Here is a 20,938-nt window from a genome sequence, read left to right on the forward strand (position 1 = left end):
GATCGCCAATGGCCGAGCTTTTGAAAGGGAAACGCGGGGTCGTCATGGGCGTCGCGAATGATCGCTCCATCGCATGGGGCATTGCGCGGGCCATGGCGGCCGAAGGGGCCGAGCTTGCCTTCACCTATCAGGGCGAGGCCTTCGGCAAGCGGCTGGCACCGCTGGCGGCCTCGGTCGGGTCGGACATCCTGCTGGATACCGACGTGATGCGCGATGACAGCATGGACGCCGCCTTCGCCCGCCTGAAGGAGGAATGGGGCAGCATCGACTTTCTCGTCCATGCCATCGCCTATTCCGACAAGACGGAACTGGCCGGCCGTTTCATCAACACGACGCGCGACAACTTCCGCAACTCGCTGACCATCTCCTGCTACAGCTTCATCGACGTGGCCAAACGCGCCGCCGAGCTGATGCCCGAGGGCGGCACGCTGATGACGCTGACCTATCAGGGATCGAACGCGGTCACGCCCTATTACAACGTGATGGGTGTGGCGAAGGCGGCGCTCGAATCGGCGGTGCGCTATCTAGCGAACGATCTTGGCCCGCAGAAGATCCGGGTGAACGCCATCTCCCCCGGCCCGATGAAGACGCTGGCCGGTTCGGCGATCGCCGGGGCGCGCAACACCTTCCGCCATACCGAGATGAACGCCCCGCTGCGCGCGAACGCCACGCTTGATTCCATCGGCGGCACGGCGGTCTATCTGGCGTCGGATTACGGCGCGATGACTTCGGGCGAGATCATCCGCGTCGATGGCGGCTATCACGTCCTCGGGATGCCGCAGCCGGAGAACATGCACGGCCACTGACGGCCTGTTCATTTCATGCGCGCCGCCTTATCCTGCGCGCATGATACCCCCCCGCGCTTTTTTGAATGTCGAACGCTCGCTGACGGACCGCCGTTGGATCGGTCCCAGCGACGAAGAGGATCGGCTGGCCGAGGCGATGGCGCAGGCCACCCGCCTGCCCGCCCCCCTGTGCCGCACGTTGGTGCGGCGCGGCATCGCCCCCGCCGAGGCCGAGCTCTACCTTGCCCCCGCCCTGCGCGATCTGCTGCCCGACCCCCTGACGCTGCGCGACATGGGTCTTGCCGCCGCGCGGGTGCTGCAGGCTGTGAGCCGGCGCGAGCGCATTGCGATCTTTGCCGATTACGATGTGGATGGCGGCTCTTCGGCGGCGCTGCTGATCGTGTGGCTGCGCGCCCTCGGCCGGGAGGCGACGCTCTATATCCCCGACCGCATCGACGAGGGCTATGGCCCCAACGTGCCGGCGATGCAGCACTTGGCCGCCGCGCATGATCTGATCATCTGCGTCGATTGCGGCACCCTCAGCCATGAGCCGATCGCGGCGGCGCAGGGGGCCGATGTGGTGGTGCTGGATCACCACCTCGGGGCGGAGACGCTTCCGCCCGCCTTGGCGGTCGTCAATCCCAACCGTCAGGACGAGGATGGGCGGCTGGCCCATCTCTGCGCTGCATCGGTCGTGTTCCTGATGCTCGTGGAGGCGAATCGTCAGCTTCGCGCCGAAGGCGTGACGGGACCGGACCTGATCGGAATGCTCGATCTGGTGGCGCTGGCGACGGTGGCCGATGTCGCGCCCCTGATCGGGGTGAACCGCGCGCTGGTGCGTCAGGGGCTGAAGGTGATGGCGCGGCGCGAACGTGCGGGCCTTGTGGCGCTGGCCGATGTGGCGCGCATGACCGAGGCGCCGACGCCCTATGCGCTTGGGTTCGTGTTGGGGCCGCGCGTCAATGCCGGTGGGCGCATCGGGCAGGCGGATCTGGGCGCGCGCCTTCTGGCGACGGACGATCCGCGCGAAGCGGCCTCGCTGGCCGCCCGGCTGGACGAATTGAACACCGAACGCCGGGAGGTGGAGGCCCGCGTCCGCGCCGAAGCCATGGCGCAGGCCGAGGCGCGCGGCCTCGATGCGCCGCTCGTCTGGGCCGCCGGGCAGGACTGGCATCCCGGCGTCGTCGGCATCGTCGCCTCCCGCCTGAAGGAGGCGACGAATCGCCCCGCCATCGTCATCGGTCTGGCGGGCGGCATCGGCAAGGGATCGGGCCGCTCGGTCACGGGGGTCGATCTCGGGGCCTCGATTCAGCGCCTTGCGGCCGAAGGGCTGCTTTTGAAGGGCGGCGGGCACAAGATGGCCGCCGGGCTGACCGTGGACGAAGCCCGCCTGCCCGAAGCGATGGAGCGGTTGGCCGAGCTTCTGGCCCGGCAGGGCGCGGGCCAGCAAGGTCCGGGCGATCTGCGGCTGGATGGGCTTTTGATGCCCGACGCCTGCACCCCCGCCCTGATCGAGCAGATCGAGAGCGCGGGCCCCTTCGGCGCCTCCTCGCCCGCGCCGCGTTTCGCCTTTGCCGCCCAAAGCCTGCAATGCCGGCGCATCGGTCAGAACCACCTGCGGCTGACCTTTGGCGGCCTTGGCGGGCCGAAGGTCGATGCGGTCGCCTTCGGGGCCTTCGACGGCCCGCTCGGCCCCGCGCTCGAAGGCTGCGGCACCCGCCGCTTCCACCTTGCCGGCCGGTTGGAGATCAACAGCTATGGCGGGCGCAACCGTGTTCAGCTGCGGCTGGAAGATGCGGCGGAGGAAAAGTGATTTTTCCTCTTGCACGCCGGATCGCGGCAGACTAGAAGCCGCGCATCCCGGATGGCCCGTTCGTCTATCGGTTAGGACGTCAGGTTTTCAACCTGAAAAGAGGGGTTCGACTCCCCTACGGGCTGCCAGGATATTTCCCAAAGATCGCATGTGATTGCCGCGGCATTCCGCCCTGCGGCGCGGCGCGATTACCGCTCGCCTTTTCCCGGTCCGCCGCTAAATTCGCGTGAAGTGATGGGGGACAGATGCAGACGGAGATCGCGATTGCCGGGGCGGGTCTCGCCGCCGCTGTTCTGGCCCTGCGCCTGTCGGCCGCGCCGGGGGCGCCGCGCATCGCCTTGCACGACCCGCAGCCCTTTGCCGGGCGCACATGGTCCTTTCACGAACATGACGTGACCGAGGAGGATCGCCGCTGGCTCTCCCCCGCCATCGCCCATCGCTGGAGCGGGCAGGATGTCCGCTTTCCGGGGCTGCACCGGACGATGCGGGCGGGTTATGCCACGATCACGCCCGAAAGCCTTGCCGCCGCCTTGCCGCCCAACGTGACCATCCGCCCCGGACGGATCGCCGATCCCGCCACGTTGGATGCGCGCTGCGTCATCGACGCGCGGGGGGCCGCGCCGCATCCGGCGCTGCGCATCGCCTTTCAGAAATTCCTCGGGCAGGAGGTGCGCCTGCACGGCCCCCACGGCCTGACGCGGCCCGTCATCATGGATGCCGAAGTCGCGCAGTTGGAGGGGTTCCGCTTCGTCTATGTCCTGCCGCTGTCGCCGACGACGCTGCTGATCGAAGACACCCGCTATTCCGACACGCCCGAGGTGGATGCCGCCGCCTTCCGCAGCGCGATCAGTGCTTATGCCGCGGCGCAAGGCTGGCGGATCGCGGATGTCCTGCGCGAGGAAAGCGCGGCCCTGCCCCTTGGCCTTGCCTTCGACGCCGAGGCGTTCTGGGCCGATGCCGCCCTGCCCCGCATCGGCATGGCGGCGGCGCAGTTCCATCCCGTCACCGGATATACCCTGCCCGATGCCGTGCGCACGGCGAACCTCGTGGCCGCGCATTGGACGGAAGGGACGACCGCCCTTGCCCGCCACCTGCGCCGCGATGCGCTGCGGCGCGCGCGGGGGCAACGCTTCTACCGCCTTCTGTCGCGGATGCTGTTCGAAGCTGCCACGCCGGATGCGCGCTGGCGCGTCCTGCGCCGCTTCTACGGGCTTCCCGAACCGCTGATCGAACGCTTCTATGCCGGTCGCACCACCACCGCCGATATGGCGCGCATCCTCGTCGGGCGACCGCCCGTGCCGCTGGGCCGCGCCCTCCGCTCCCTTCCCGAAAGGATGAACCATGTCTGATAGAACAGCCGCCGTCATCGGGGCGGGGCTTGGCGGGCTTGCCCTTGCCATTCGGTTGCAATCGGCCGGCATCGCGACGACCCTGTTCGAGAAGCGCGATCTGCCGGGCGGGCGCGCCTATGTGTACCGCGATGCGGGCTTCACCTTCGATGCCGGTCCCACGGTCATCACCGACCCCGAATGCCTGAAGAAGCTGTGGCGCCTGTCGGGCCGCCGGATGGAGGATTACGTCACCCTGCTGCCCGTCGCCCCCTTCTATCAGCTGTGCTGGGAGGACGGTTTCAAATTCGACTACGCCGACGATCAGGACGCGATCGACCGGCAGATCGCCCTGAAATCGCCGCAGGACGTGGCGGGGTATCGCCGCTTCCTCGACTATTCCCGCGATGTCTACCGCGAGGGGTACGAGAAGCTGGGCACCGTGCCCTTCCTGCACTTCCGGTCCATGATCAAGGCGGGCCCGCAACTGGCGCGGCTGCAAAGCTGGCGGTCGGTCCATTCCATGGTGGCGCAGTTCATCAAGGACGATCAATTGCGGCAGGCCTTCAGCTTCCACACGCTGCTCGTCGGCGGCAACCCGTTCGAGACGTCCTCGATCTATGCGCTGATCCACGCGCTGGAACGGCAGGGCGGCGTGTGGTTCGCCAAGGGCGGGACCGGGGCGCTGGTGCAGGGGATGGTGAACCTGTTCCAAGACCTCGGCGGCGTCATCCATTGCAACGCCGAGGTGGAGCGGATCGAAACCTCCGGCCGCCGCGCCACCGCGCTGCAGGTGAACGGCGAACGCCATCCCTTCGACATGATCGCCAGCAATGCCGATGTGGTGCACACCTATGACAAGCTGCTGGGCGATCCCAAGGGCAAGTCGCTGGCGCGCAAACGCCATTCGATGTCGCTCTTCGTGACCTATTTCGGGCTGAAGGGCGAACGGCCGGACCTGCGGCACCACATGGTGCTGTTCGGCAAACGCTACCGCGCGCTGATCCACGAGATTTTCCACGGGCATGAATTGCAGGACGATTTCTCGCTCTATCTGCATGCACCATCCGTGACGGACCCGTCGCTCGCGCCCGAAGGGTGCAGCGCCTATTATGTGCTGTCGCCGGTGCCGCATCTGGGTCAGGCCGATATCGACTGGGACGTGGTGGGGCCGCAATACCGCGACCGCATCCTCGATTACCTTGAGGAACGCTACATCCCGAACCTGCGCCGCGATCTGATGACGGTCCGGCATTTCACGCCCTTCGATTTCCGGGATGAGTTGAACGCCCATCACGGCAGCGCCTTCTCCATCGAGCCGATCCTGACGCAGAGCGCGTGGTTCCGCCCGCACAACCGCGACGAACGTCTGTCGAACCTCTATGTCGTGGGGGCGGGCACCCATCCGGGCGCGGGCATTCCGGGCGTCGTCGGCAGCGCCGAGGCGACGGCGGGGCTGATGATATGACCGATACCACCATTGCCGCCGCCGAGCAGTCGATCGCCAAGGGATCGGCCAGCTTCGCCGCCGCCGCCCGCCTGTTCGATCGCCGCACGCGCGAGGATTGCGTGATGCTCTATGCGTGGTGCCGCCACTGCGACGATGTGATCGACGGGCAGGATCACGGCATGGCGCAGACCGCCACCTTCCGCGAGGGGCAGGCCCAGCGACTGGCCGAGCTGCGCCAGCAGACGGCACAGGCGCTGGCCGGCACCCCCGAAGGCCCCGTCTTCGAGGCGCTGGCCCGCGTGGCCGAGCGCAATGCCATTCCCGCGCTTCATCCCAATCAGCTTCTGGACGGCTTTGCCATGGATGTGGCCGAGCGGCGCTACCGCACGATGCAGGATCTTCTGGATTACTGCTATCACGTCGCGGGCGTCGTGGGGGTGATGATGGCGCAGATCATGGGGGTGCGCGATCCAGCGGTGCTGGATCGGGCCTCCGATCTGGGCATCGGGTTCCAGCTGACCAACATCGCGCGCGATGTGATGGAGGATCGGGCCGCCGGGCGCTGCTACATCCCCGACGAGCTTTTGACCACGCGCGACCGCGACGACCTCTATCGCGCGGCGCTGCGCCTTCTGGACGAGGCGGAGGCCTATTACGACAGCGCCCTTGCCGGGATGGGCCGCCTGCCGCCCCGCTCGGCCTTGGCCATCGCGGCGGCGCGGCGCGTCTATCGTGCGATCGGGCTGAAGCTGCGGGGGGGCGGCCCGGCGGCCTGGGATCGGCGCATCAGCACCACCAAAGCGGAAAAGGCGGCGATGTTCGCCGCCGCCCCTTCGGATGTGCTGCGCAGCCGGTTTCGGGCGGAACGCCCGCGGCAGGGGCTTTATCAGCGCCCTTCCTGAACGTCCTTCACGACATCGGGGTTCGTACGTTTGTTCTGGCCCAGTTCCTGCGCCAACTCCTTCACGGGCCGTGCATAGATGAAACCGAAGGACACGCAGCCGTCCTTTCCATCCACCGCATGATGCAGCCGATGCGCCTGATAGAGGCGTTTGGCATAGCCCTTGCGGGGGATGTAGTTGAACGGCCAGCGTTTGTGCACCAGCCCGTCATGGGCGATGAAATACAGCGCCCCGTAAAGCGTCACCCCGATCGCGAACCACGTCGCCGGCCCCCAGAGATAGTGGCCCACGAGGAACAGCCCGATCGCGATCACCGCGAAGACGACGGCGTACATGTCGTTCATCTCGAACGGGCCATGCGTTTCTTCGTGGTGGGATTTGTGCCAGCCCCAGCCCCAGCCGTGCATGATGTATTTATGGGCGGCCCATGCCACCCATTCCATGAAGCCGACCGTCGCGATGATCACGACACCCGGCAGGATCCATTCCGTCACTGCGTCACCCTTTCGTCCCGCGGCGCCGACACCCGCGCCGCCAGCAGGTCACGATCGAACACCTGTCCGATCATCCATTGCCACGGCCCCGAATCCACATCCGCCGCATCCAGCGAATGCTGGGCCCGCAGCAGCAGGTCGAGGCAGCGGCGCAGGGCCCGGTCGGTCCCCAGTTCGGCCACCAGCGTCGCCTTGCCTTCGTCCTTGCCCACATCCTTGCCGAATTCCTCGGCCGTCTTGGTCACGTCCCCCAGATCGTCGGCGATCTGGAAGGCCTGGCCCAAATCTTCGGCAAAGCGGCGCAGATGCTGGCGCCGCGCGATGCCATGCCCCGCAAGGATCGACCCCATCTCCACCGCCGCGACCAGAAGGACGCCCGTCTTCATGCGGTTCACGCGGGCGATGCGGTCCAGCACGGTGGAACCCACCCGATCCTCGGGGGCGAAACCGTTCACGTCGTATTCCTGCCCAGCCACGAGGCCCGCCCAGCCGATCGCATGGGACAGCGCCGCCACCAGATCGACCCGCCGCGCCGAATCCGTGCCCATGCCCGCCACGATGCCGAAGGCGTGGTTCATCAGCCCGACCGCGCCCAGAATCGCCGTCGCCTCGCCATAGGCCACATGCGAGGCCGCCTGCCCGCGCCGAAGTGCCGCATCATCCATGCAGGGCAGATCGTCCAGAATCAGCGAGGCCGAATGCACCATCTCCAAGGCGCAGCCGGCATCGAGGATGTCCGAATCCTCGGCCCCTGCCCCGGCCAGATGCACCAGAAACGGCCGCATCCGCTTGCCCGACGCCATGATCGCCCCCGTGGAGGCCGCCATCAGCCGCGCCGGTGCGCCCGCGGGCGGCACCATATGCGTCTGCATCCGCCGCTCCAGCGCAAGGCGGAAGGCGGCGAAGCGCTCGGCATGGCAGCCGCTGTGCAGTAGATCTGGCGTGATGTTCATCGTGTCGGATCGCTTGGGTTTGCCGCGGCTGTCATCCTCCACTATCTGGAAGGAACCACCCGCATGTCAAACCCTTGATCGGAGAGCGCGCCCCATGACCAGCCAGCGCAAGTCGCAGCATCTGGACATCGTGCTGGAAGGGCGGGCCGCGGGCGACGGCCGGACCGGCCTCGAATCCGTGCGTTTCGCGCATGTGGCGCTGCCGGAACTGCATCTGGACCGGATCGATCTTTCGACGGTCTTTCTGGGCCGCAAGATTGCGCTGCCCTTTCTCGTCAGTTCCATGACCGGGGGGCCGGCGCGGGCGGCGGCGATCAACGCACGTCTGGCACAGGCCTGTCAGGCGGCGCGCGTGCCGCTGGCCGTCGGATCGCAGCGCGTCGCGCTGGAGGCGGGGGATGCGGGCGGGCTGGATCGCGGGTTGCGCGCCGCCGCCCCGGACATTCCGATCCTCGCCAATCTGGGCGCGGCGCAATTGAACCTCGGCTATGGGGCCGAACAGGCGCTGCGCGCCGTGGAGGCGATCGAGGCCGACGCCCTGATCATCCACCTCAACCCCCTGCAAGAGGCGCTTCAGCCCGAGGGCGACCGCGATTGGCGTGGGCTGACGGCGCGAATCGGTGCGCTGGTGCGCGCGCTTCCGGTGCCGGTGATCATCAAAGAGGTGGGTGCAGGCCTCTCCGCCGCCGTGATCCGCACCCTGTCGGACGAAGGGGTCGCGATCTTCGATGTGGCCGGCAGCGGCGGCACCAGTTGGGCCGCGGTGGAGGGCGCACGCGCCGCCCACCCGCGCGACGCCGCCATCGCGGCGGCCTTCGCCGATTGGGGCATCCCCACCGCCACCGCCCTGCGTCAGGCGCGCGACATGTGCCCCAAGGCCACGATCATCGCCTCGGGCGGGCTAACGACGGGGCTGGATGCGGCGCGGGCCATCCGCCTGGGCGCGGATCTGGCGGGCTTTGCCGCCACGCTGCTGCCAGCCGCCCTTCACAGTGCCGAGGCGGTGGAGGAGACCTTCGCCGTGCTGGAGGGGCAACTGCGCGTCGCCTGCTTCTGCACCGGATCGCCCGATCTGACCGCGCTGCGCAAGGCCGCCCTGCTCTGAAGCCCCCTTCCGCGACGGGCGCGGCCCCGCTATATCGGCGCCATGTCTCAGAACCCGCCGAATCTCCGCCCCGATCTTGCCCCGAAGATCGCGATCGACGCCGCCCCGCGCAGCGGCCAGCCGACCATCGGCATGGTCAGCCTCGGCTGCCCGAAGGCGCTGGTGGACAGCGAACGCATCCTGACGCGCCTGCGGGCCGAAGGCTATGCGATCAGCCCCGATTACAAGGGCGCGGATGCGGTGATCGTGAACACCTGCGGCTTCCTCGATTCGGCGAAGGCCGAAAGCCTCGATGCCATCGGCGAGGCGCTGCGCGAGAACGGCAAGGTTCTGGTGACTGGCTGCCTTGGGGCCGAGCCTGAATTCATTACCGGCGCCCATCCCAAGGTCATGGCCGTCACCGGCCCGCATCAATACGAGGCGGTGCTGGACGCCGTGCACCGCGCCGTGCCGCCGCGCCCCGATCCCTATGTCGATCTGCTGCCCGCACAAAGCGTCAGCCTCACCCCTCGGCACTTCAGCTATGTGAAGATTTCCGAAGGGTGCAATCACAAGTGCAAGTTCTGCATCATCCCGGACATGCGCGGTCGGCTGGTCAGCCGTCCCGCCCATGCCATCCTGCGCGAGGCGGAAAAGCTGGTCGAGGCCGGGGTGAAGGAGCTTCTGGTCATCAGTCAGGACACCTCCGCCTATGGGGTGGACCGCAAGCATGACCTCGCCCCGTGGAAGGGCCGCGAGGTGCGCGCCCATGTCACCGACCTTGCGCGCGAACTCGGAAGCCTCGGGGCTTGGGTGCGGCTGCATTACGTCTATCCCTATCCGCATGTGCGCGATCTGATCCCGCTGATGGCCGAGGGGCTGGTGCTGCCCTATCTCGACATTCCGTTCCAGCATGCCCACACGGACACGCTGAAGCGCATGGCCCGCCCCGCCGCCGCCGCCCGCACGCTCGACGAGATCGCGGCATGGCGCGCCGCCTGCCCCGACATCACGCTGCGCTCCACCTTCATCGTCGGCTATCCCGGCGAGACGGAGGAGGAGTTCCAGACCCTTCTGGATTGGCTGGACGAGGCGCAGCTCGATCGCGTCGGCTGCTTCCAATACGAGAATGTCGCCGGTGCCCGTTCGAACGATCTGCCGGACCATGTGCCCGCCGAGGTGAAGCAGGACCGCTGGGACCGCTTCATGCAAAAGGCGCTCGCCATTTCCGAAGAAAAGCTCGCCCGCAAGGTCGGCACGCTTCAGCAGGTCATCGTCGATGAGGTGGACGCCGATGGCGCGACCTGCCGCACCAAGGCCGACGCCCCCGAGATCGACGGCAACCTCTTCATCGACGAAGGGTTCGAGCATCTGTCGCCCGGCGATATGGTCACCGTGCGCGTCGACGAGGCTGGGGATTACGATCTCTGGGGCCGGATCGTCTGATCAGGGCAGCGCCGCGATCCAGTCGGCGATGATCTCCGTCAGCGCTTGGGTTCCGCCGGGCGACAGGATGTCGCCGGCAGGAATGTGGTGCATCGGATCGTCCCCCGGAACCGGCACCAGCGGCCGCAGCGTCACCGGCCCGCCCCAGAGCGCGGCCGCGCGGCGCACCGCCCGCGGGCTGATGACCCGGTCCGCATCGGACCACAGAAACAGCGCGGGGATGCGTGCGGCCCCCAACGGCACGGGGCGGCGCATCAGCCCCACCAAGGGGCGCAGCGCCGCCGTGGGATAGCGCAGCGTCCAATGCGCCTCATGCTCGGGGTTCAACGAGGCGATGCGCCGCGTTCGCCCCAGCACCCGCGGCCCCCAGCGAAAGATGCCCGGCAGCCGCAGCAGCCAACCATAACGGCGGTTCAGCGCAAAATTCGGCGACAGCAGCACGACGCCCGCCAGATCCTCCCCCCGCGCGGCGGCCATCGCCGCCAGCAGCCCGCCGGTCGATGTGCCGATCAGCACCGTCCGCCGCCCGAGGGTCCGGGCCAGCGCCAGCGCCGCGTCCAGATCGCCGAGCCAATCCTCGGACCGGACGCGGGCCAGAGCTGCCCCGTCCTGCCCATGCCCCGCCAGCCGCGTCAGAACAAGGTTCGCGCCCAGACGTTCGGCCACGCGGCGGTGAACGGGGTCGATCTCCCATTTCGTGGCGGTGAAGCCGTGCAGATAGACGAGCGCGAGATCGGCCTGCGCGGCATGGCGAACGATCTCCGCACCGTCGCCGGGGCGCAGATCCGGCGGATCATCCCGCCACATCGGCCACCGTCCGGCGGATCAGCGCAAGGCACTCCTCGGACGAAAAGCGGTGATCGGCGCCCTTCACCAGCGTCAGGCGGATGTCCGGCGCGTCCGCATGATCCAGAAGGCGCAGGGCGACGGCCACCGGCACCTCGGCATCGGCGGTGCCCTGCAAAAGGCGCACCGGCATCGGCAGCGGCAGCGGGTCCCGCAGCACGAGGCGATCGCGCCCGTCCTCGATCAGGCGGCGCGTGATGGGCGTCGGCTCTCCATAGGGAGAGGGCATGGGCCACGCCCCGGCCATGACGGCGGCGCGCTGATCCGCGTCGAACCCGTCCCACATCAGATCTTCGGTGAAATCCGGCGCGGCGGCGATCCCCACCAGCGCCGCGACCTTCTCCGGCAGCGCCCGCGCCAGCAGCAGCGCGATCCAGCCGCCCATCGACGATCCGACCAGAACCGCAGGCCCGTCGATCAGGCCAAGAGCGGCGCGCGCATCCTCGAACCAGTCGCCGATGCAGCCATCCTCGAACCGCCCCTCGCTGACGCCGTGGCCGGAATAGTCGAACCGCAGGAACGCCCGGCCCGCGCCGATCGCCCAATCGCGCAGATCGACGGCCTTCGTCCCCTCCATGTCGGAGCGGAATCCGCCGAGGAACACGACGGCCGGGGCCGCGCCGGGCGTCAGATCATAGGTGATGCGGCGGCCTTCGGGCGTGGTCAATTGGGGCATGGTTCCTCCGTTTGCGGCATCCTAGCGCAGCGTGCGGTTGACTTTCCACCCCCGCCCCGCGACAACCGCCGGACATACCCGCAACCGGGCGTTCCGTGGGCGCCGAACCGACGAGGAGCCGCATATGGCCCAGATCACCCTTACCTTCCCCGATGGCAATGCACGCGAGTTTCCGGCCGGCGTCACGCCCGCCGATGTGGCCGCAGCCATCTCCACCAGCCTTGGCAAGAAGGCCATCTCCGCCACCGTGGACGGGCGGCACTTCGATCTGCAATGGCCGATCGAGGCCGATGCCTCCATCGCGATCCACACCTTGCAGGACACCGCGCAGGCGCTGGAACTGATCCGTCACGATTTCGCCCATGTCATGGCCCGTGCCGTGCAGGAACTGTGGCCGGATGTGAAGGTCACCATCGGGCCGGTCCGCGATCAGGGCTGGTTCTACGATTTCGACCGGGCCGAACCCTTCAGCCCCGAGGATCTGGGCGCCATCGAGGCGCGGATGAAGCAGATCATCAATGCCCGCGAACCCGTCCGTACCGAGGTTTGGGACCGCGAGCGTGTGCGCGCCCATTACGAAGCCGCGGGCGAGCCGTTCAAGGTGGAGCTTCTGGACCGCATTCCGGGCGATGAGCCGATCCGCATGTACTGGCATGGCGAATGGATGGACCTGTGCCGTGGGCCGCACCTGCAGAACACCGGGCAGCTTCCGGCGGATGCCTTCAAGCTGACCTCGGTCGCGGGGGCCTATTGGCTGGGCGATGCGAGCCGCCCGATGCTGCAACGCATCTACGGCGTCGCCTTCCGCAACCGCGAGGATCTGAAGGCCCACCTGACCATGCTGGAGGAGGCCGCCAAGCGCGACCACCGCAAGCTGGGCCGCGAGATGGACCTGTTCCACCTGCAGGAAGAAGCGCCGGGCATGGTGTTCTGGCATCCGAACGGCTGGCAGATCTACCGCACGCTGGAAGATTACATGCGCGGCCGCCTGCGCGATGCCGGGTACCGCGAGATCAAGACCCCGCAGGTCGTGGACCGCGTCCTGTGGGAAAAGTCGGGCCACTGGGAAGCCTACCGCGAGAACATGTTCATCGTGGAGGTGGACGAGGAAGGTGCCAAGGAAAAGCGGATCAACGCGCTGAAGCCGATGAACTGCCCCTGCCATGTGCAGGTCTATAACCACGGCATGAAATCCTACCGCGACCTGCCGCTGCGGCTGGCGGAGTTCGGATCGTGCCACCGTTACGAAAGCAGCGGCTCCATGCACGGGCTGATGCGCGTGCGCGGCTTCGTGCAGGACGATGCGCATATCTTCTGCACCGAGGATCAGATCGAATCCGAAACCGCGGCCTTCCTCGAACTGCTCTCCACCGTCTACCGCGATCTCGGGTTCGAGAAGTTCGACATCAAGCTCTCCACCCGCCCCGAAGTCCGGGTCGGATCGGACGCGATCTGGGACAAGGCGGAAACCGCGCTGGCCCAAGCGATCGAGAAGGCGGGCTATCCCTACGAGATCAATCCGGGCGATGGTGCCTTCTATGGCCCGAAGCTGGACTTCAAGCTGACCGATGCGATCGGGCGCGAATGGCAATGCGGCACGTTGCAGGCCGATTTCAACCTGCCCGACCGGCTCGGGGCCGAATATATCGGCGAGGATGGGGCCAAGCACATCCCGGTGATGCTGCACCGTGCGGTCCTCGGCTCGTTCGAGCGGTTCCTCGGCATCCTGCTCGAAAACTATTCCGGCAAGCTGCCCTTCTGGCTGGCCCCGCGTCAGGTGGTCGTCGCCTCCATCGTGTCGGATGCCGACGATTACGCCCGCGAGGTGGCCGCCGTGCTGCAAGCGGCGGGTGTGCGCGTCGAAACCGATCTGCGGAACGAGAAGATCAACTACAAGGTCCGCGAGCATTCCGTCGGCAAGGTGCCGGTGATCCTTGCCGTCGGCATGCAGGAGGTGGGCGAGCGCACCGTCTCCGTCCGCCGCTTGGGCGAAACGCGGACGCAGGCCGCGACGCTGGACGACATCGTGGCGTCCCTGTCGCAGGATGCGCGCATTCCGCGCTGAACATGGCGGGGGCCTTTCGGCCTCCGTTCATTCCCCGCGCAGGCGGCCGCGTTCCCGCGCCAGCCAATAGGCGGTGATGAGCAGCGGCGCGCTGCGCACCTCGCCCGAGGTGACCATCTCCATCAGACGCTCGAACGGCAGAAGATGGCCGCGGATATCCTCCGCCTCGCCGTCGAGGCCGAAGACCCCGGCGGCATCATCCCCCAGATCGGCGATCCCGACATAGGCATAGACGAATTCCGCCTTCGCCCCCGGCGAGGGATAGAAGGCCGAAGCAAGGTGCAGATCGCCGATCTCCAGCCCCGCCTCCTCCACGGCCTCGCGGCGGCCGGTGACTTCGGGCGGCTCGCCCGGATCGATGCGGCCCGCGACCGGCTCCAGCAGCCATGGCTGCGGATCGCCCCGCCCCCAAGGACCGGCGCGCCACTGTTCCACCACCAGCACGCGGTCGCGCACCGGATCGTAGGGCAGCACCGTCACCGCATCGCCCGAGATGAAGACCCCGCGATTGACCACCTCGCTCATCGTGCCGTCGAAGCGGCGATAGCGGATGTCGTATTCCTCCACGGCGAAATAATGGGCGTAGGGCTGGATGCGGCGCACCTCCTGCACGTCGCCGGGTTCGGCATGGTGCACCAGCCCCTTCGGCGGCGGCGAGGCGGCGGCCCGCGCCCGGCTGCCGGCCGACATGCGCAATTGCACCAGCCGTTTGCGGATCGCCTCGGGCGGGTGCTGGCCCATCAGGCCCATCACATCGCGCGCAAGGATGCGGCCCGCCGCATCGTCGGCCACCGGCGCTGCCGCAGCCTTGTAAAAGGCCAGCCGCGCCTCTTCCTGCGCCGGATCGTCGCCAAGGACGATGGGGCGCAGGCCTTCGGGAAGATCGCTCATGCCGGGCGGCGCACCGTAACCTGCGTCACATCGCAGTTCTGCGCCTGAAAGCTGCTGGCGCAGGCCGCCAGATAGAAGTTCCACATCCTGCGGAAACGGTCGTCGAAGCCCATGGTCTGTATGCGATCCCATTGTTCATTGAAGGTTTCGTACCACCGCCGCAGCGTGGCCGAATAGCTTTGCCCGAATTCATGCGAGCCTTCGAAGGCGAGACCCGCCTTCGCCACTTCGGCCCGCAGCGCCGAGGGCGAGGGCAGCATCCCGCCGGGGAAGATGTATTTCTGGATGAAATCGACGCCGTTCCGATACGCCTCGAACCGGCGATCGGCGACGGTGATGATCTGAAGCGCGGCGCGGTGGCCCGGTTTCAACGCGGCGCGAACCTTGTCGAAATAGACGGGCCAGTATTTCTCGCCCACCGCCTCGAACATCTCGATGGAGGCGATGCCGTCGTAATGCCCGGCCTCGTCGCGGTAATCCTGCAGCTTCAGCGTGACCCGGTCCGACAGCCCGGCCTCTGCGATGCGGCGCAGGGCAAAAGCGTGCTGCGCCTTGCTGATCGTCAGCCCGGTGACATGCAGCCCCCGCTCCCCCGCCGCATATTCGGCGAAACCGCCCCAGCCGCAGCCGATCTCCAGCACATGATCGCCGGGGGCGACGCCCATCTTGTCCACCAATGCTGCGTATTTCTGCTTCTGCGCCTGCTCGGTGCTTTCCTGCCCCGTCAGGAACAACGCCGAGGAATAGGTCATCGTGTCGTCCAGCCACAGCCGATAGAAATCGTTGCCCAGATCGTAGTGATATTCGATGTTCCGCCGCGCCTGCGTCTTGGAGTTGGAGCGGAGCCAGTGGCGCAGCTTTTCATACGCGCGCAGCAGGCTCTGCCCCGGAAAGCCGTCATGGATGTCCGAAGGGCCGAGATGGATCAGATCCAGAAACGCCTGAAGGTCCGGCGTGGACCATTGGCCGTCGAGATACGCCTCGCAGAACCCCAGATCGCCCTCGCGCACCAGCCGGGCGAAGACGCTGGGATCATGGATGTTCAAGGTGGCGACCGGGCCGGGCTGCGCGCCTTGGTGGCGGAACACTTGCCCACCCGGAAGGACGATATCCAATCGCCCATGATCCAGCGTCTGGACCAGATCGAAGACCGGCGTGAAATAACGCGGAAGCCGGGTCTGGGCCGGCGGTGATGTCGGAACCGTCATGCGTCTCTCCCATCTCTGGCGATGATGTGAGCGGTTTTTTCCGGTTTCGACAAGCCCCCTTTCGATACGCCCCTTTCGCAGGATCACCCCTCGCGCATGCCCGCAAGGGCGGCCAGCGCACGGTCCCGCCCCTCTTTCAGGCCGATCAGCGGGGTAATCCTTGCGGGCGGCGCAAGGCTCCAGCTGCGCGGCACCGCCGAGAGGAACGCGCGGGCTTCGCGCGTGTCCGTCAGCCAACGATCCCGGTAGCGGCGTTCGGGATCGAACCGTTCGGCCTGCGTCGCCGGGTTGAAGATGCGAAAGAACGGCGAGGCGTCCGGCCCGCATCCCGCCACCCATTGCCAGTTCAGCGCGTTGGAGGCCGGGTCCCAGTCGATCAACGTCTCTTCGAACCAGCGCAAACCGATCCGCCAATCGGTCAGGAGGTGCTTGGTCAGATAGGAGGCCGTGATCATCCGCGCGCGGTTGTGCATCGTGCCGGTGGTGAACAATTCGCGCATGGCGGCGTCCACGATCGGCTCTCCGGTCTGGCCGCGGCGCCATGCCTCGGCCTCGGGGCTGTCGGGGCGCCAAGGGAACCGCTCCCACCCGTCGCGCCAGTTGCGTTCGGGCAGATGCGGGACATGCCACAAAAGGTGATGGGCGAAATCGCGCCACGCCAGTTCGCGCAGGAAGATCTCCGCGCCGCGCGTGCCGTCCTGCAGCGCCGCCAGCCCGGCATGCCACAGCGTGCGGGCGCCGATCTCGCCATAGGTCAGGTTCTCCGACAGGCCCGAGGTGTCGCGCGCGCCCATGCCGTCCCGACCGGCGGGATAACGGTCGAGATGCGTGATGAACCGGCGCAGGCGCAGGGCCGCAGCCTCTTCGCCGACGGTGGCCCACTCGTTCACCACAGCCGCGCCGCGATCCATCGCGCGACCCATATCCCAGTCGGACAGCCGGTCCGAACGGGGCCAGTCCGCGGGCGCGCGCAGATCGCGATGCGTGGGCAGCGGCGGCGCGACGCCGCGCTGACGCAGCGCATTCCAGAACGGGGTATAGACCTTGTAGGCCCCGCCGGTCTTGGTGCGGATCGCCTCGGGTGGGTGCAGGGTATGGCCGTCATGGATGTGAACGGTCAGCCGCTTGCCCAGCGCCTCGGCCACATCCGCGTCTCGGCGGCGGGACGGCGCATCGTGCAGGCGCGTCAGGTGCAATTCGCCCGCGCCCGTGGCCTCGGCGATCTCTGCCAGCACCCCGGCCGCCGGGCCGCGCCGCAGGATCAGGCGGGAGCCCATCCCCTCCAGCCGCGCCGCGAACACCTCCAACGCGCGGCCCAGCCGCCATTTCGGCGCAGCGGCCAGCGCCTCCGTCTCGGGGTCCAGAACGAAGACCGGCAGCACCGGGCGGCCACTCGCGATGGCCGCGCTCAGCGCCGGATGGTCGGACAGCCGCAGATCGCGGCGCAGCCACAGGATCGCCGGACCCGTCATGCGTTCACATTCACCACGGTGCGGCCGCGCACACCGCCCGTCAGGATGGATTCGGCAAGGCGCGGAACGTCGGCAAGGCCGACTTCGGTGACGGTGCTGCGCACCTTGTCCATCGGCATGTCCTGCGCGATCCGGTCCCATGCCCGCTGGCGCAGATCGCGGGGGCAGAGGACCGAATCGATCCCCAGAAGGTTCACCCCGCGCAGAAGGAACGGCATCACCGTGGTGGGAATGTCCGTCCCGCCCGCCAGCCCGACCGCCGCGACCGAGGCGCGATAGCGCATCTGCGTCAGCACCCGCGCCAGCATCGGGCCGCCGACATTGTCGATGCAGCCCGCCCATTCCTCGGTATCGAGGGGGCGGGTCGGAGCTTCGGCCAATTCCGCGCGGGGAATGATGCGCGCCGCGCCCAGATCGCGCAGATAGTCCGCCGCGCCGTCGCGCCCGCTGACCGCCGCCACCGGGTGGCCCAGCGCCGACAGAAGCGACACCGCGACCGAGCCGACCCCGCCGGACGCGCCCGTCACCAGTATTTCGCCCTCCCCGAGGCCGTGATCCTCCAGCGCAAGAACCGCCAGCATCGCGGTGAACCCGGCCGTGCCCAGCGCCATCGCATCGCGCGTCGAGAAGCCCTGCGGCAGCGGCACCAGCCAGTCGCCCTTCACCCGCGCGCGGGTGGCATACCCGCCCCAATGCGTTTCCCCGACATGCCATCCGGTCAGCACCACCCGGTCGCCCGCGGCAAAGCGCGGATCGTCCGACCGCTCCACCGTTCCGGCGAAATCGATCCCCGGCACATGCGGATAATTCGGCACCATCCGGCGCTGACGGCCAAGGATCAGCCCATCCTTGTAGTTCAGCGTGGACCATTCCACCGCCACCGTCACATCCCCGGCAGGCAGATCCCCGTCATCGAGGGTCTTCACCCGGGCCGGACCTTCGGCTTCCATCGTCAACGCGCGCATCTGTGCCATCTTCGGCCCTTCCCTTCGTTCGGCCCTAAGATGAGGCGCGCACCCCCACTTGCCAAGGGTTGCGCAAGTTTTGGGCAGTCGCGCCCCACCGGCGCGATCCGCCCTTGCCGCTCGCCAGCCGCCGCGCATAGGATTCCCCAGCATTCCACGCCTGTACACGAGGACCCCATGACCCCGCTCAAGACGCTTCTCGGCGCCGTCTCGGCCATTGCGATCGGCCTTCCGGCCTTCGCCGCCGATCCCGACCTGATCGACCTCGACTGGGCCGGTTTCGACATCCCCGATCTGGTGCAGGACTATATCGACGAACATGGCGACGCGCCGACCTATTCGCTGTTCGGCGACGACGACGAGGCGTTCCAGAAGGTGGCTTCGGGCTTCCGCGCCGATATCGGGCATCCCTGCTCGCAGATGGTGTCGAAATACCGCGATGCCGGCCTGATCGAGCCGTGGGACGTCTCGCGCATCCCGGCCTATGACAAGATCGACGCCCGCTTCACCGATTCGCCGATCTTCCACGACGATCAGGGCGTGTGGTTCATCCCGACCGACTATGCCTATACCGCCATCGCCTACAATCCCGACACCGTCCCGGCCGAGGATGTCCAAAGCCTTCAGGTCTTCAAGAACCCCAAATATCAGGGCCGCATCTCGCTGCCGGACAACACCGACGACGTCTGGGCGCTGGCCTATCTGGCGACGGGCGTGACCGATTGGACCAAGGCCACCGATGAGGAATTCGAGGCCGCCGCCCAATGGCTGCGCGACGTGCATCCGAACGTCGTCGCCTATTGGGCCGACCCGGCCGAACTCACGCAGCTCATGGCGGGCGGTCAGGTGCAGGTCGCATGGTCGTGGAACGACGGTGTCGCGCTGATGCAGCAGGACAACTTCCCCATCGCCTTCAACCGTCAGGCCGATGAGGGCGCGTCGTCCTTCTTCTGCGGCTATGTGAACTTCAAGAACGGCCCCGGCTCCGAGGACAAGGCCTATGATTTCATCAACGCTTGGCTGAAGCCGGAATCGGCCCAAGTGCTCGTGGACAATATCGGCTATGCCCATACCAACACCGACGGCATGGCCATGGTCGCCCCCGAGGATCTGAAGGCGGCCTATCTCGATCCGGTGGACACCACGCTTCTGGCGCAGGTACCGATCGACAACCGGCTGCGCGACCGCATGGTGCAGACCTTCGAAGAGATCAAGGCCGGCTTCTGATCCGGCCTCGGGGCGCCCTTTGCGGGGCGCCTCACGATTTCAGGGGATCGTGCCCCCAGTTCATCAGCGAATAGCGCCAATCGCTGTGCTCGGTATCCTTGGCCGGGCCGCCCTGCGCAAGGTGGCGCTTCACATAGCCGACGACCTTGCCCATATGCGCCCAGTCCTCGTCCGACAGGTCCGCCTTCTTCGTCCGCTTGATCTCGATGATGCGCTGACCGGATTTGTGGCCCGTGCTCTCCCCCTGCCCGCGGGTGTCGCCGACCGAACCGCTGCGGTCGGTATCGAGCCATTTCTCCAATTCGGCCGGTGTCATGTTCACCAGCTCCTGCCATTCGCTCCAGATCTCGTCATGGGATTTCATCGCGGTCTCCTTCCGCCAGAGGAACCCGTGGATGGCGATCGGGTTCCGGGGCTTGCCGCCCCGAGGGGGACCGACTATATCGGGACTGTTCGGGCTTGCTCGGACTATGGCGATAAACGCACCTGTAATAAGCGGATCGGACCCGGGGGCGGTACCCGGCGGCTCCACCAACACTCCCTCGTTGGGGGCGGAGGGGGCCGAAATAGGATCGACGAACGTCTAAAGAGGCCAGCTTTCGCTCGGTGAGGTACCACCGTTATCGGTCCGAATTGTACAGTTGCCAACGACAACCGTGCTCCGATGGCTCTGGCTGCGTAAGCAGTTAGAACATCGAAACCTAAGCCCTTGCGCCTAGCCGCGTAAGGCGGGGCCCGCAGGAGCCTGGCAACAGAATCCTGCACCTCCTCCCCCCTTCCCGTTTCCCCGCTCTGCCCCTATGCTGGCCGCAACACGGAGGAGCGTATGGCCCGCACGATCGATTATGGCACCCTGATGCACCGCGCGATGCGGACGCTGATCCAGAACGTTCTGGATGATGTGGCACAGAACGGGCTGCCGGGGGACCACCACTTCTTCATCACCTTCGACACCACCCACCCCGAGGTGGAGATGGCGGACTGGCTGCGCGCCCGTTACCCCGAAGAGATGACGGTCGTGATCCAGCACTGGTTCGACAATCTCGTCGTGACCGATGACGGTTTCACCATCACGCTGAATTTCGGCAATCAGCCCGAACCGCTGATCATCCCCTTCGATGCCGTCCGCACCTTCGTCGATCCCTCCGTCGAATTTGGCCTGCGCTTCGAAACGCAGGAGCAGGACGACGAGGATGAGGACGAGGGCGATACCGGCGCAGAGGACGACGATCTGCCGCCCGAACCGCCGCGCGGCGACGCCGAGATCGTCAGCCTCGACAAATTCCGCAAGTAGGCAGCCGATTGATCTGCCCGGCTGTCCGGCCTATCACAT

19 protein-coding genes, 1 tRNA gene and 1 other RNA gene are annotated in these 20,938 nt (G+C 67.3%); 12 read left to right on the plus strand and 9 right to left on the minus strand.

What is annotated here, in order from left to right; all coding sequences use genetic code 11:
- Positions 1 to 8: 8 nt before the first annotated feature.
- The 6 genes from GR316_RS05850 to GR316_RS05875 all read left to right on the plus strand — a co-directional run bounded on the left by GR316_RS05850 (position 9) and on the right by GR316_RS05875 (position 6,278).
- Entirely contained in the window at positions 9 to 806 is a 798-nt protein-coding gene (locus GR316_RS05850) for an enoyl-ACP reductase FabI (RefSeq protein WP_211783038.1), read from the plus strand.
- Positions 807 to 846: 40 nt separating this feature from the next.
- Positions 847 to 2,598, plus strand: coding sequence for a single-stranded-DNA-specific exonuclease RecJ (gene recJ, locus GR316_RS05855; RefSeq protein WP_211783039.1), 1,752 nt, complete (start codon positions 847 to 849; stop codon positions 2,596 to 2,598).
- A 53-nt stretch (positions 2,599 to 2,651) separates the two neighbouring features.
- A tRNA-Glu gene (locus GR316_RS05860) sits at positions 2,652 to 2,726 on the plus strand.
- Positions 2,727 to 2,843: 117 nt separating this feature from the next.
- Complete coding sequence (gene crtY / locus GR316_RS05865) at positions 2,844 to 3,947, plus strand: lycopene beta-cyclase CrtY (protein ID WP_211783040.1); 1,104 nt, start codon at positions 2,844 to 2,846, stop codon at positions 3,945 to 3,947.
- Positions 3,940 to 5,394: a phytoene desaturase gene (locus tag GR316_RS05870; protein WP_211783041.1), complete on the plus strand. Its 1,455-nt coding sequence runs from the start codon at positions 3,940 to 3,942 to the stop codon at positions 5,392 to 5,394. The genes crtY and GR316_RS05870 overlap by 8 nt, the downstream gene beginning before the upstream one ends.
- Positions 5,391 to 6,278 carry a phytoene/squalene synthase family protein gene (locus tag GR316_RS05875; RefSeq protein ID WP_211783042.1) on the plus strand — a complete coding sequence of 296 codons (888 nt, stop codon included), beginning with the start codon at positions 5,391 to 5,393 and terminating at the stop codon, positions 6,276 to 6,278. Before GR316_RS05870 ends, GR316_RS05875 begins: the two co-directional genes overlap by 4 nt.
- Here GR316_RS05875 and GR316_RS05880 read toward each other — a convergent pair.
- Positions 6,263 to 6,772: a sterol desaturase family protein gene (locus GR316_RS05880; protein WP_211783043.1), complete on the minus strand. Its 510-nt coding sequence runs from the start codon at positions 6,770 to 6,772 to the stop codon at positions 6,263 to 6,265. The genes GR316_RS05875 and GR316_RS05880 overlap by 16 nt on opposite strands.
- A complete protein-coding gene (locus GR316_RS05885; protein WP_211783044.1) occupies positions 6,769 to 7,725 on the minus strand; it encodes a polyprenyl synthetase family protein in 957 nt (318 codons plus the stop codon). The genes GR316_RS05880 and GR316_RS05885 overlap by 4 nt, the downstream gene beginning before the upstream one ends.
- Positions 7,726 to 7,819: 94 nt before the next feature.
- On the opposite strand from GR316_RS05885, the gene fni reads away from it, so the two are divergent.
- Together fni and rimO are read left to right on the plus strand one after the other, a co-directional pair.
- Positions 7,820 to 8,830 (plus strand): type 2 isopentenyl-diphosphate Delta-isomerase, encoded by a 1,011-nt coding sequence (gene fni, locus GR316_RS05890; RefSeq protein WP_211783045.1) that lies wholly within the window; start codon positions 7,820 to 7,822, stop codon positions 8,828 to 8,830.
- A gap of 42 nt (positions 8,831 to 8,872) precedes the next feature.
- On the plus strand, positions 8,873 to 10,255 hold the full coding sequence (gene rimO, locus GR316_RS05895; RefSeq protein ID WP_211783046.1) for a 30S ribosomal protein S12 methylthiotransferase RimO: 1,383 nt from the start codon (positions 8,873 to 8,875) through the stop codon (positions 10,253 to 10,255).
- Here rimO and GR316_RS05900 read toward each other — a convergent pair whose 3' ends face one another.
- Together GR316_RS05900 and GR316_RS05905 are read right to left on the minus strand one after the other, a co-directional pair.
- The gene (locus GR316_RS05900) at positions 10,256 to 11,062 is read right to left on the minus strand and encodes an alpha/beta hydrolase (RefSeq protein ID WP_211783047.1); all 807 of its coding nucleotides are present in this window, start codon (positions 11,060 to 11,062) and stop codon (positions 10,256 to 10,258) included.
- The gene (locus tag GR316_RS05905; protein WP_211783048.1) at positions 11,049 to 11,777 is read right to left on the minus strand and encodes an alpha/beta fold hydrolase; all 729 of its coding nucleotides are present in this window, start codon (positions 11,775 to 11,777) and stop codon (positions 11,049 to 11,051) included. Before GR316_RS05905 ends, GR316_RS05900 begins: the two co-directional genes overlap by 14 nt.
- Positions 11,778 to 11,901: 124 nt before the next feature.
- Here GR316_RS05905 and thrS point away from each other — a divergent pair, with 124 nt between their 5' ends.
- Positions 11,902 to 13,842: a threonine--tRNA ligase gene (gene thrS / locus GR316_RS05910; protein WP_211783049.1), complete on the plus strand. Its 1,941-nt coding sequence runs from the start codon at positions 11,902 to 11,904 to the stop codon at positions 13,840 to 13,842.
- Positions 13,843 to 13,869: 27 nt separating this feature from the next.
- Here the strand turns inward: thrS and GR316_RS05915 are convergent, their stop codons facing one another.
- The 4 genes from GR316_RS05915 to GR316_RS05930 all read right to left on the minus strand — a co-directional run bounded on the left by GR316_RS05915 (position 13,870) and on the right by GR316_RS05930 (position 18,378).
- Positions 13,870 to 14,733, minus strand: a complete 864-nt coding sequence (locus GR316_RS05915) for an NUDIX domain-containing protein (protein WP_211783050.1) — start codon at positions 14,731 to 14,733, stop codon at positions 13,870 to 13,872.
- Positions 14,730 to 15,941, minus strand: a complete 1,212-nt coding sequence (locus GR316_RS05920; RefSeq protein ID WP_211783051.1) for an SAM-dependent methyltransferase — start codon at positions 15,939 to 15,941, stop codon at positions 14,730 to 14,732. Before GR316_RS05920 ends, GR316_RS05915 begins: the two co-directional genes overlap by 4 nt.
- An 83-nt stretch (positions 15,942 to 16,024) precedes the next feature.
- Entirely contained in the window at positions 16,025 to 17,413 is a 1,389-nt protein-coding gene (locus GR316_RS05925; protein ID WP_211783052.1) for a cryptochrome/photolyase family protein, read from the minus strand.
- The gene (locus GR316_RS05930) at positions 17,410 to 18,378 is read right to left on the minus strand and encodes an MDR family oxidoreductase (RefSeq protein WP_249218837.1); all 969 of its coding nucleotides are present in this window, start codon (positions 18,376 to 18,378) and stop codon (positions 17,410 to 17,412) included. The genes GR316_RS05925 and GR316_RS05930 overlap by 4 nt, the downstream gene beginning before the upstream one ends.
- Positions 18,379 to 18,555: 177 nt before the next feature.
- On the opposite strand from GR316_RS05930, the gene GR316_RS05935 reads away from it, so the two are divergent.
- Positions 18,556 to 19,605 carry an ABC transporter substrate-binding protein gene (locus tag GR316_RS05935; protein ID WP_211783054.1) on the plus strand — a complete coding sequence of 350 codons (1,050 nt, stop codon included), beginning with the start codon at positions 18,556 to 18,558 and terminating at the stop codon, positions 19,603 to 19,605.
- Between the two features lie 31 nt (positions 19,606 to 19,636).
- Here GR316_RS05935 and GR316_RS05940 read toward each other — a convergent pair whose 3' ends face one another.
- The gene (locus GR316_RS05940) at positions 19,637 to 19,969 is read right to left on the minus strand and encodes a DUF3140 domain-containing protein (RefSeq protein ID WP_211783055.1); all 333 of its coding nucleotides are present in this window, start codon (positions 19,967 to 19,969) and stop codon (positions 19,637 to 19,639) included.
- A gap of 48 nt (positions 19,970 to 20,017) precedes the next feature.
- Between GR316_RS05940 and ssrA the strand changes: the two genes are divergently transcribed.
- Together ssrA and GR316_RS05950 are read left to right on the plus strand one after the other, a co-directional pair.
- Positions 20,018 to 20,371, plus strand: a transfer-messenger RNA (tmRNA) gene (gene ssrA / locus GR316_RS05945).
- A 60-nt stretch (positions 20,372 to 20,431) separates the two neighbouring features.
- Positions 20,432 to 20,899, plus strand: a complete 468-nt coding sequence (locus GR316_RS05950; RefSeq protein WP_211783056.1) for an SspB family protein — start codon at positions 20,432 to 20,434, stop codon at positions 20,897 to 20,899.
- Positions 20,900 to 20,938: the final 39 nt, after the last annotated feature.

This window comes from Falsirhodobacter algicola (assembly GCF_018279165.1).
In the GTDB taxonomy this organism is placed as follows: Bacteria; Pseudomonadota; Alphaproteobacteria; order Rhodobacterales; family Rhodobacteraceae; genus Falsirhodobacter; species Falsirhodobacter algicola.

Excerpts from the sequence above, each read along its gene's own strand:
- GR316_RS05850 (WP_211783038.1), top strand. The coding sequence starts at position 9 with ATGGCCGAGCTTTTGAAAGGGAAACGCGGGGTCGTCATGGGCGTCGCG.
- recJ (WP_211783039.1), top strand. The coding sequence starts at position 847 with ATGATACCCCCCCGCGCTTTTTTGAATGTCGAACGCTCGCTGACGGAC.
- crtY (WP_211783040.1), top strand. The coding sequence starts at position 2,844 with ATGCAGACGGAGATCGCGATTGCCGGGGCGGGTCTCGCCGCCGCTGTT.
- GR316_RS05870 (WP_211783041.1), top strand. The coding sequence starts at position 3,940 with ATGTCTGATAGAACAGCCGCCGTCATCGGGGCGGGGCTTGGCGGGCTT.
- GR316_RS05875 (WP_211783042.1), top strand. The coding sequence starts at position 5,391 with ATGACCGATACCACCATTGCCGCCGCCGAGCAGTCGATCGCCAAGGGA.
- GR316_RS05885 (WP_211783044.1), bottom strand. The coding sequence starts at position 7,725 with ATGAACATCACGCCAGATCTACTGCACAGCGGCTGCCATGCCGAGCGC.
- fni (WP_211783045.1), top strand. The coding sequence starts at position 7,820 with ATGACCAGCCAGCGCAAGTCGCAGCATCTGGACATCGTGCTGGAAGGG.
- rimO (WP_211783046.1), top strand. The coding sequence starts at position 8,873 with ATGTCTCAGAACCCGCCGAATCTCCGCCCCGATCTTGCCCCGAAGATC.
- GR316_RS05900 (WP_211783047.1), bottom strand. The coding sequence starts at position 11,062 with ATGTGGCGGGATGATCCGCCGGATCTGCGCCCCGGCGACGGTGCGGAG.
- GR316_RS05905 (WP_211783048.1), bottom strand. The coding sequence starts at position 11,777 with ATGCCCCAATTGACCACGCCCGAAGGCCGCCGCATCACCTATGATCTG.
- thrS (WP_211783049.1), top strand. The coding sequence starts at position 11,902 with ATGGCCCAGATCACCCTTACCTTCCCCGATGGCAATGCACGCGAGTTT.
- GR316_RS05915 (WP_211783050.1), bottom strand. The coding sequence starts at position 14,733 with ATGAGCGATCTTCCCGAAGGCCTGCGCCCCATCGTCCTTGGCGACGAT.
- GR316_RS05920 (WP_211783051.1), bottom strand. The coding sequence starts at position 15,941 with ATGACGGTTCCGACATCACCGCCGGCCCAGACCCGGCTTCCGCGTTAT.
- GR316_RS05925 (WP_211783052.1), bottom strand. The coding sequence starts at position 17,413 with ATGACGGGTCCGGCGATCCTGTGGCTGCGCCGCGATCTGCGGCTGTCC.
- GR316_RS05930 (WP_249218837.1), bottom strand. The coding sequence starts at position 18,378 with ATGCGCGCGTTGACGATGGAAGCCGAAGGTCCGGCCCGGGTGAAGACC.
- GR316_RS05935 (WP_211783054.1), top strand. The coding sequence starts at position 18,556 with ATGACCCCGCTCAAGACGCTTCTCGGCGCCGTCTCGGCCATTGCGATC.
- GR316_RS05940 (WP_211783055.1), bottom strand. The coding sequence starts at position 19,969 with ATGAAATCCCATGACGAGATCTGGAGCGAATGGCAGGAGCTGGTGAAC.
- GR316_RS05950 (WP_211783056.1), top strand. The coding sequence starts at position 20,432 with ATGGCCCGCACGATCGATTATGGCACCCTGATGCACCGCGCGATGCGG.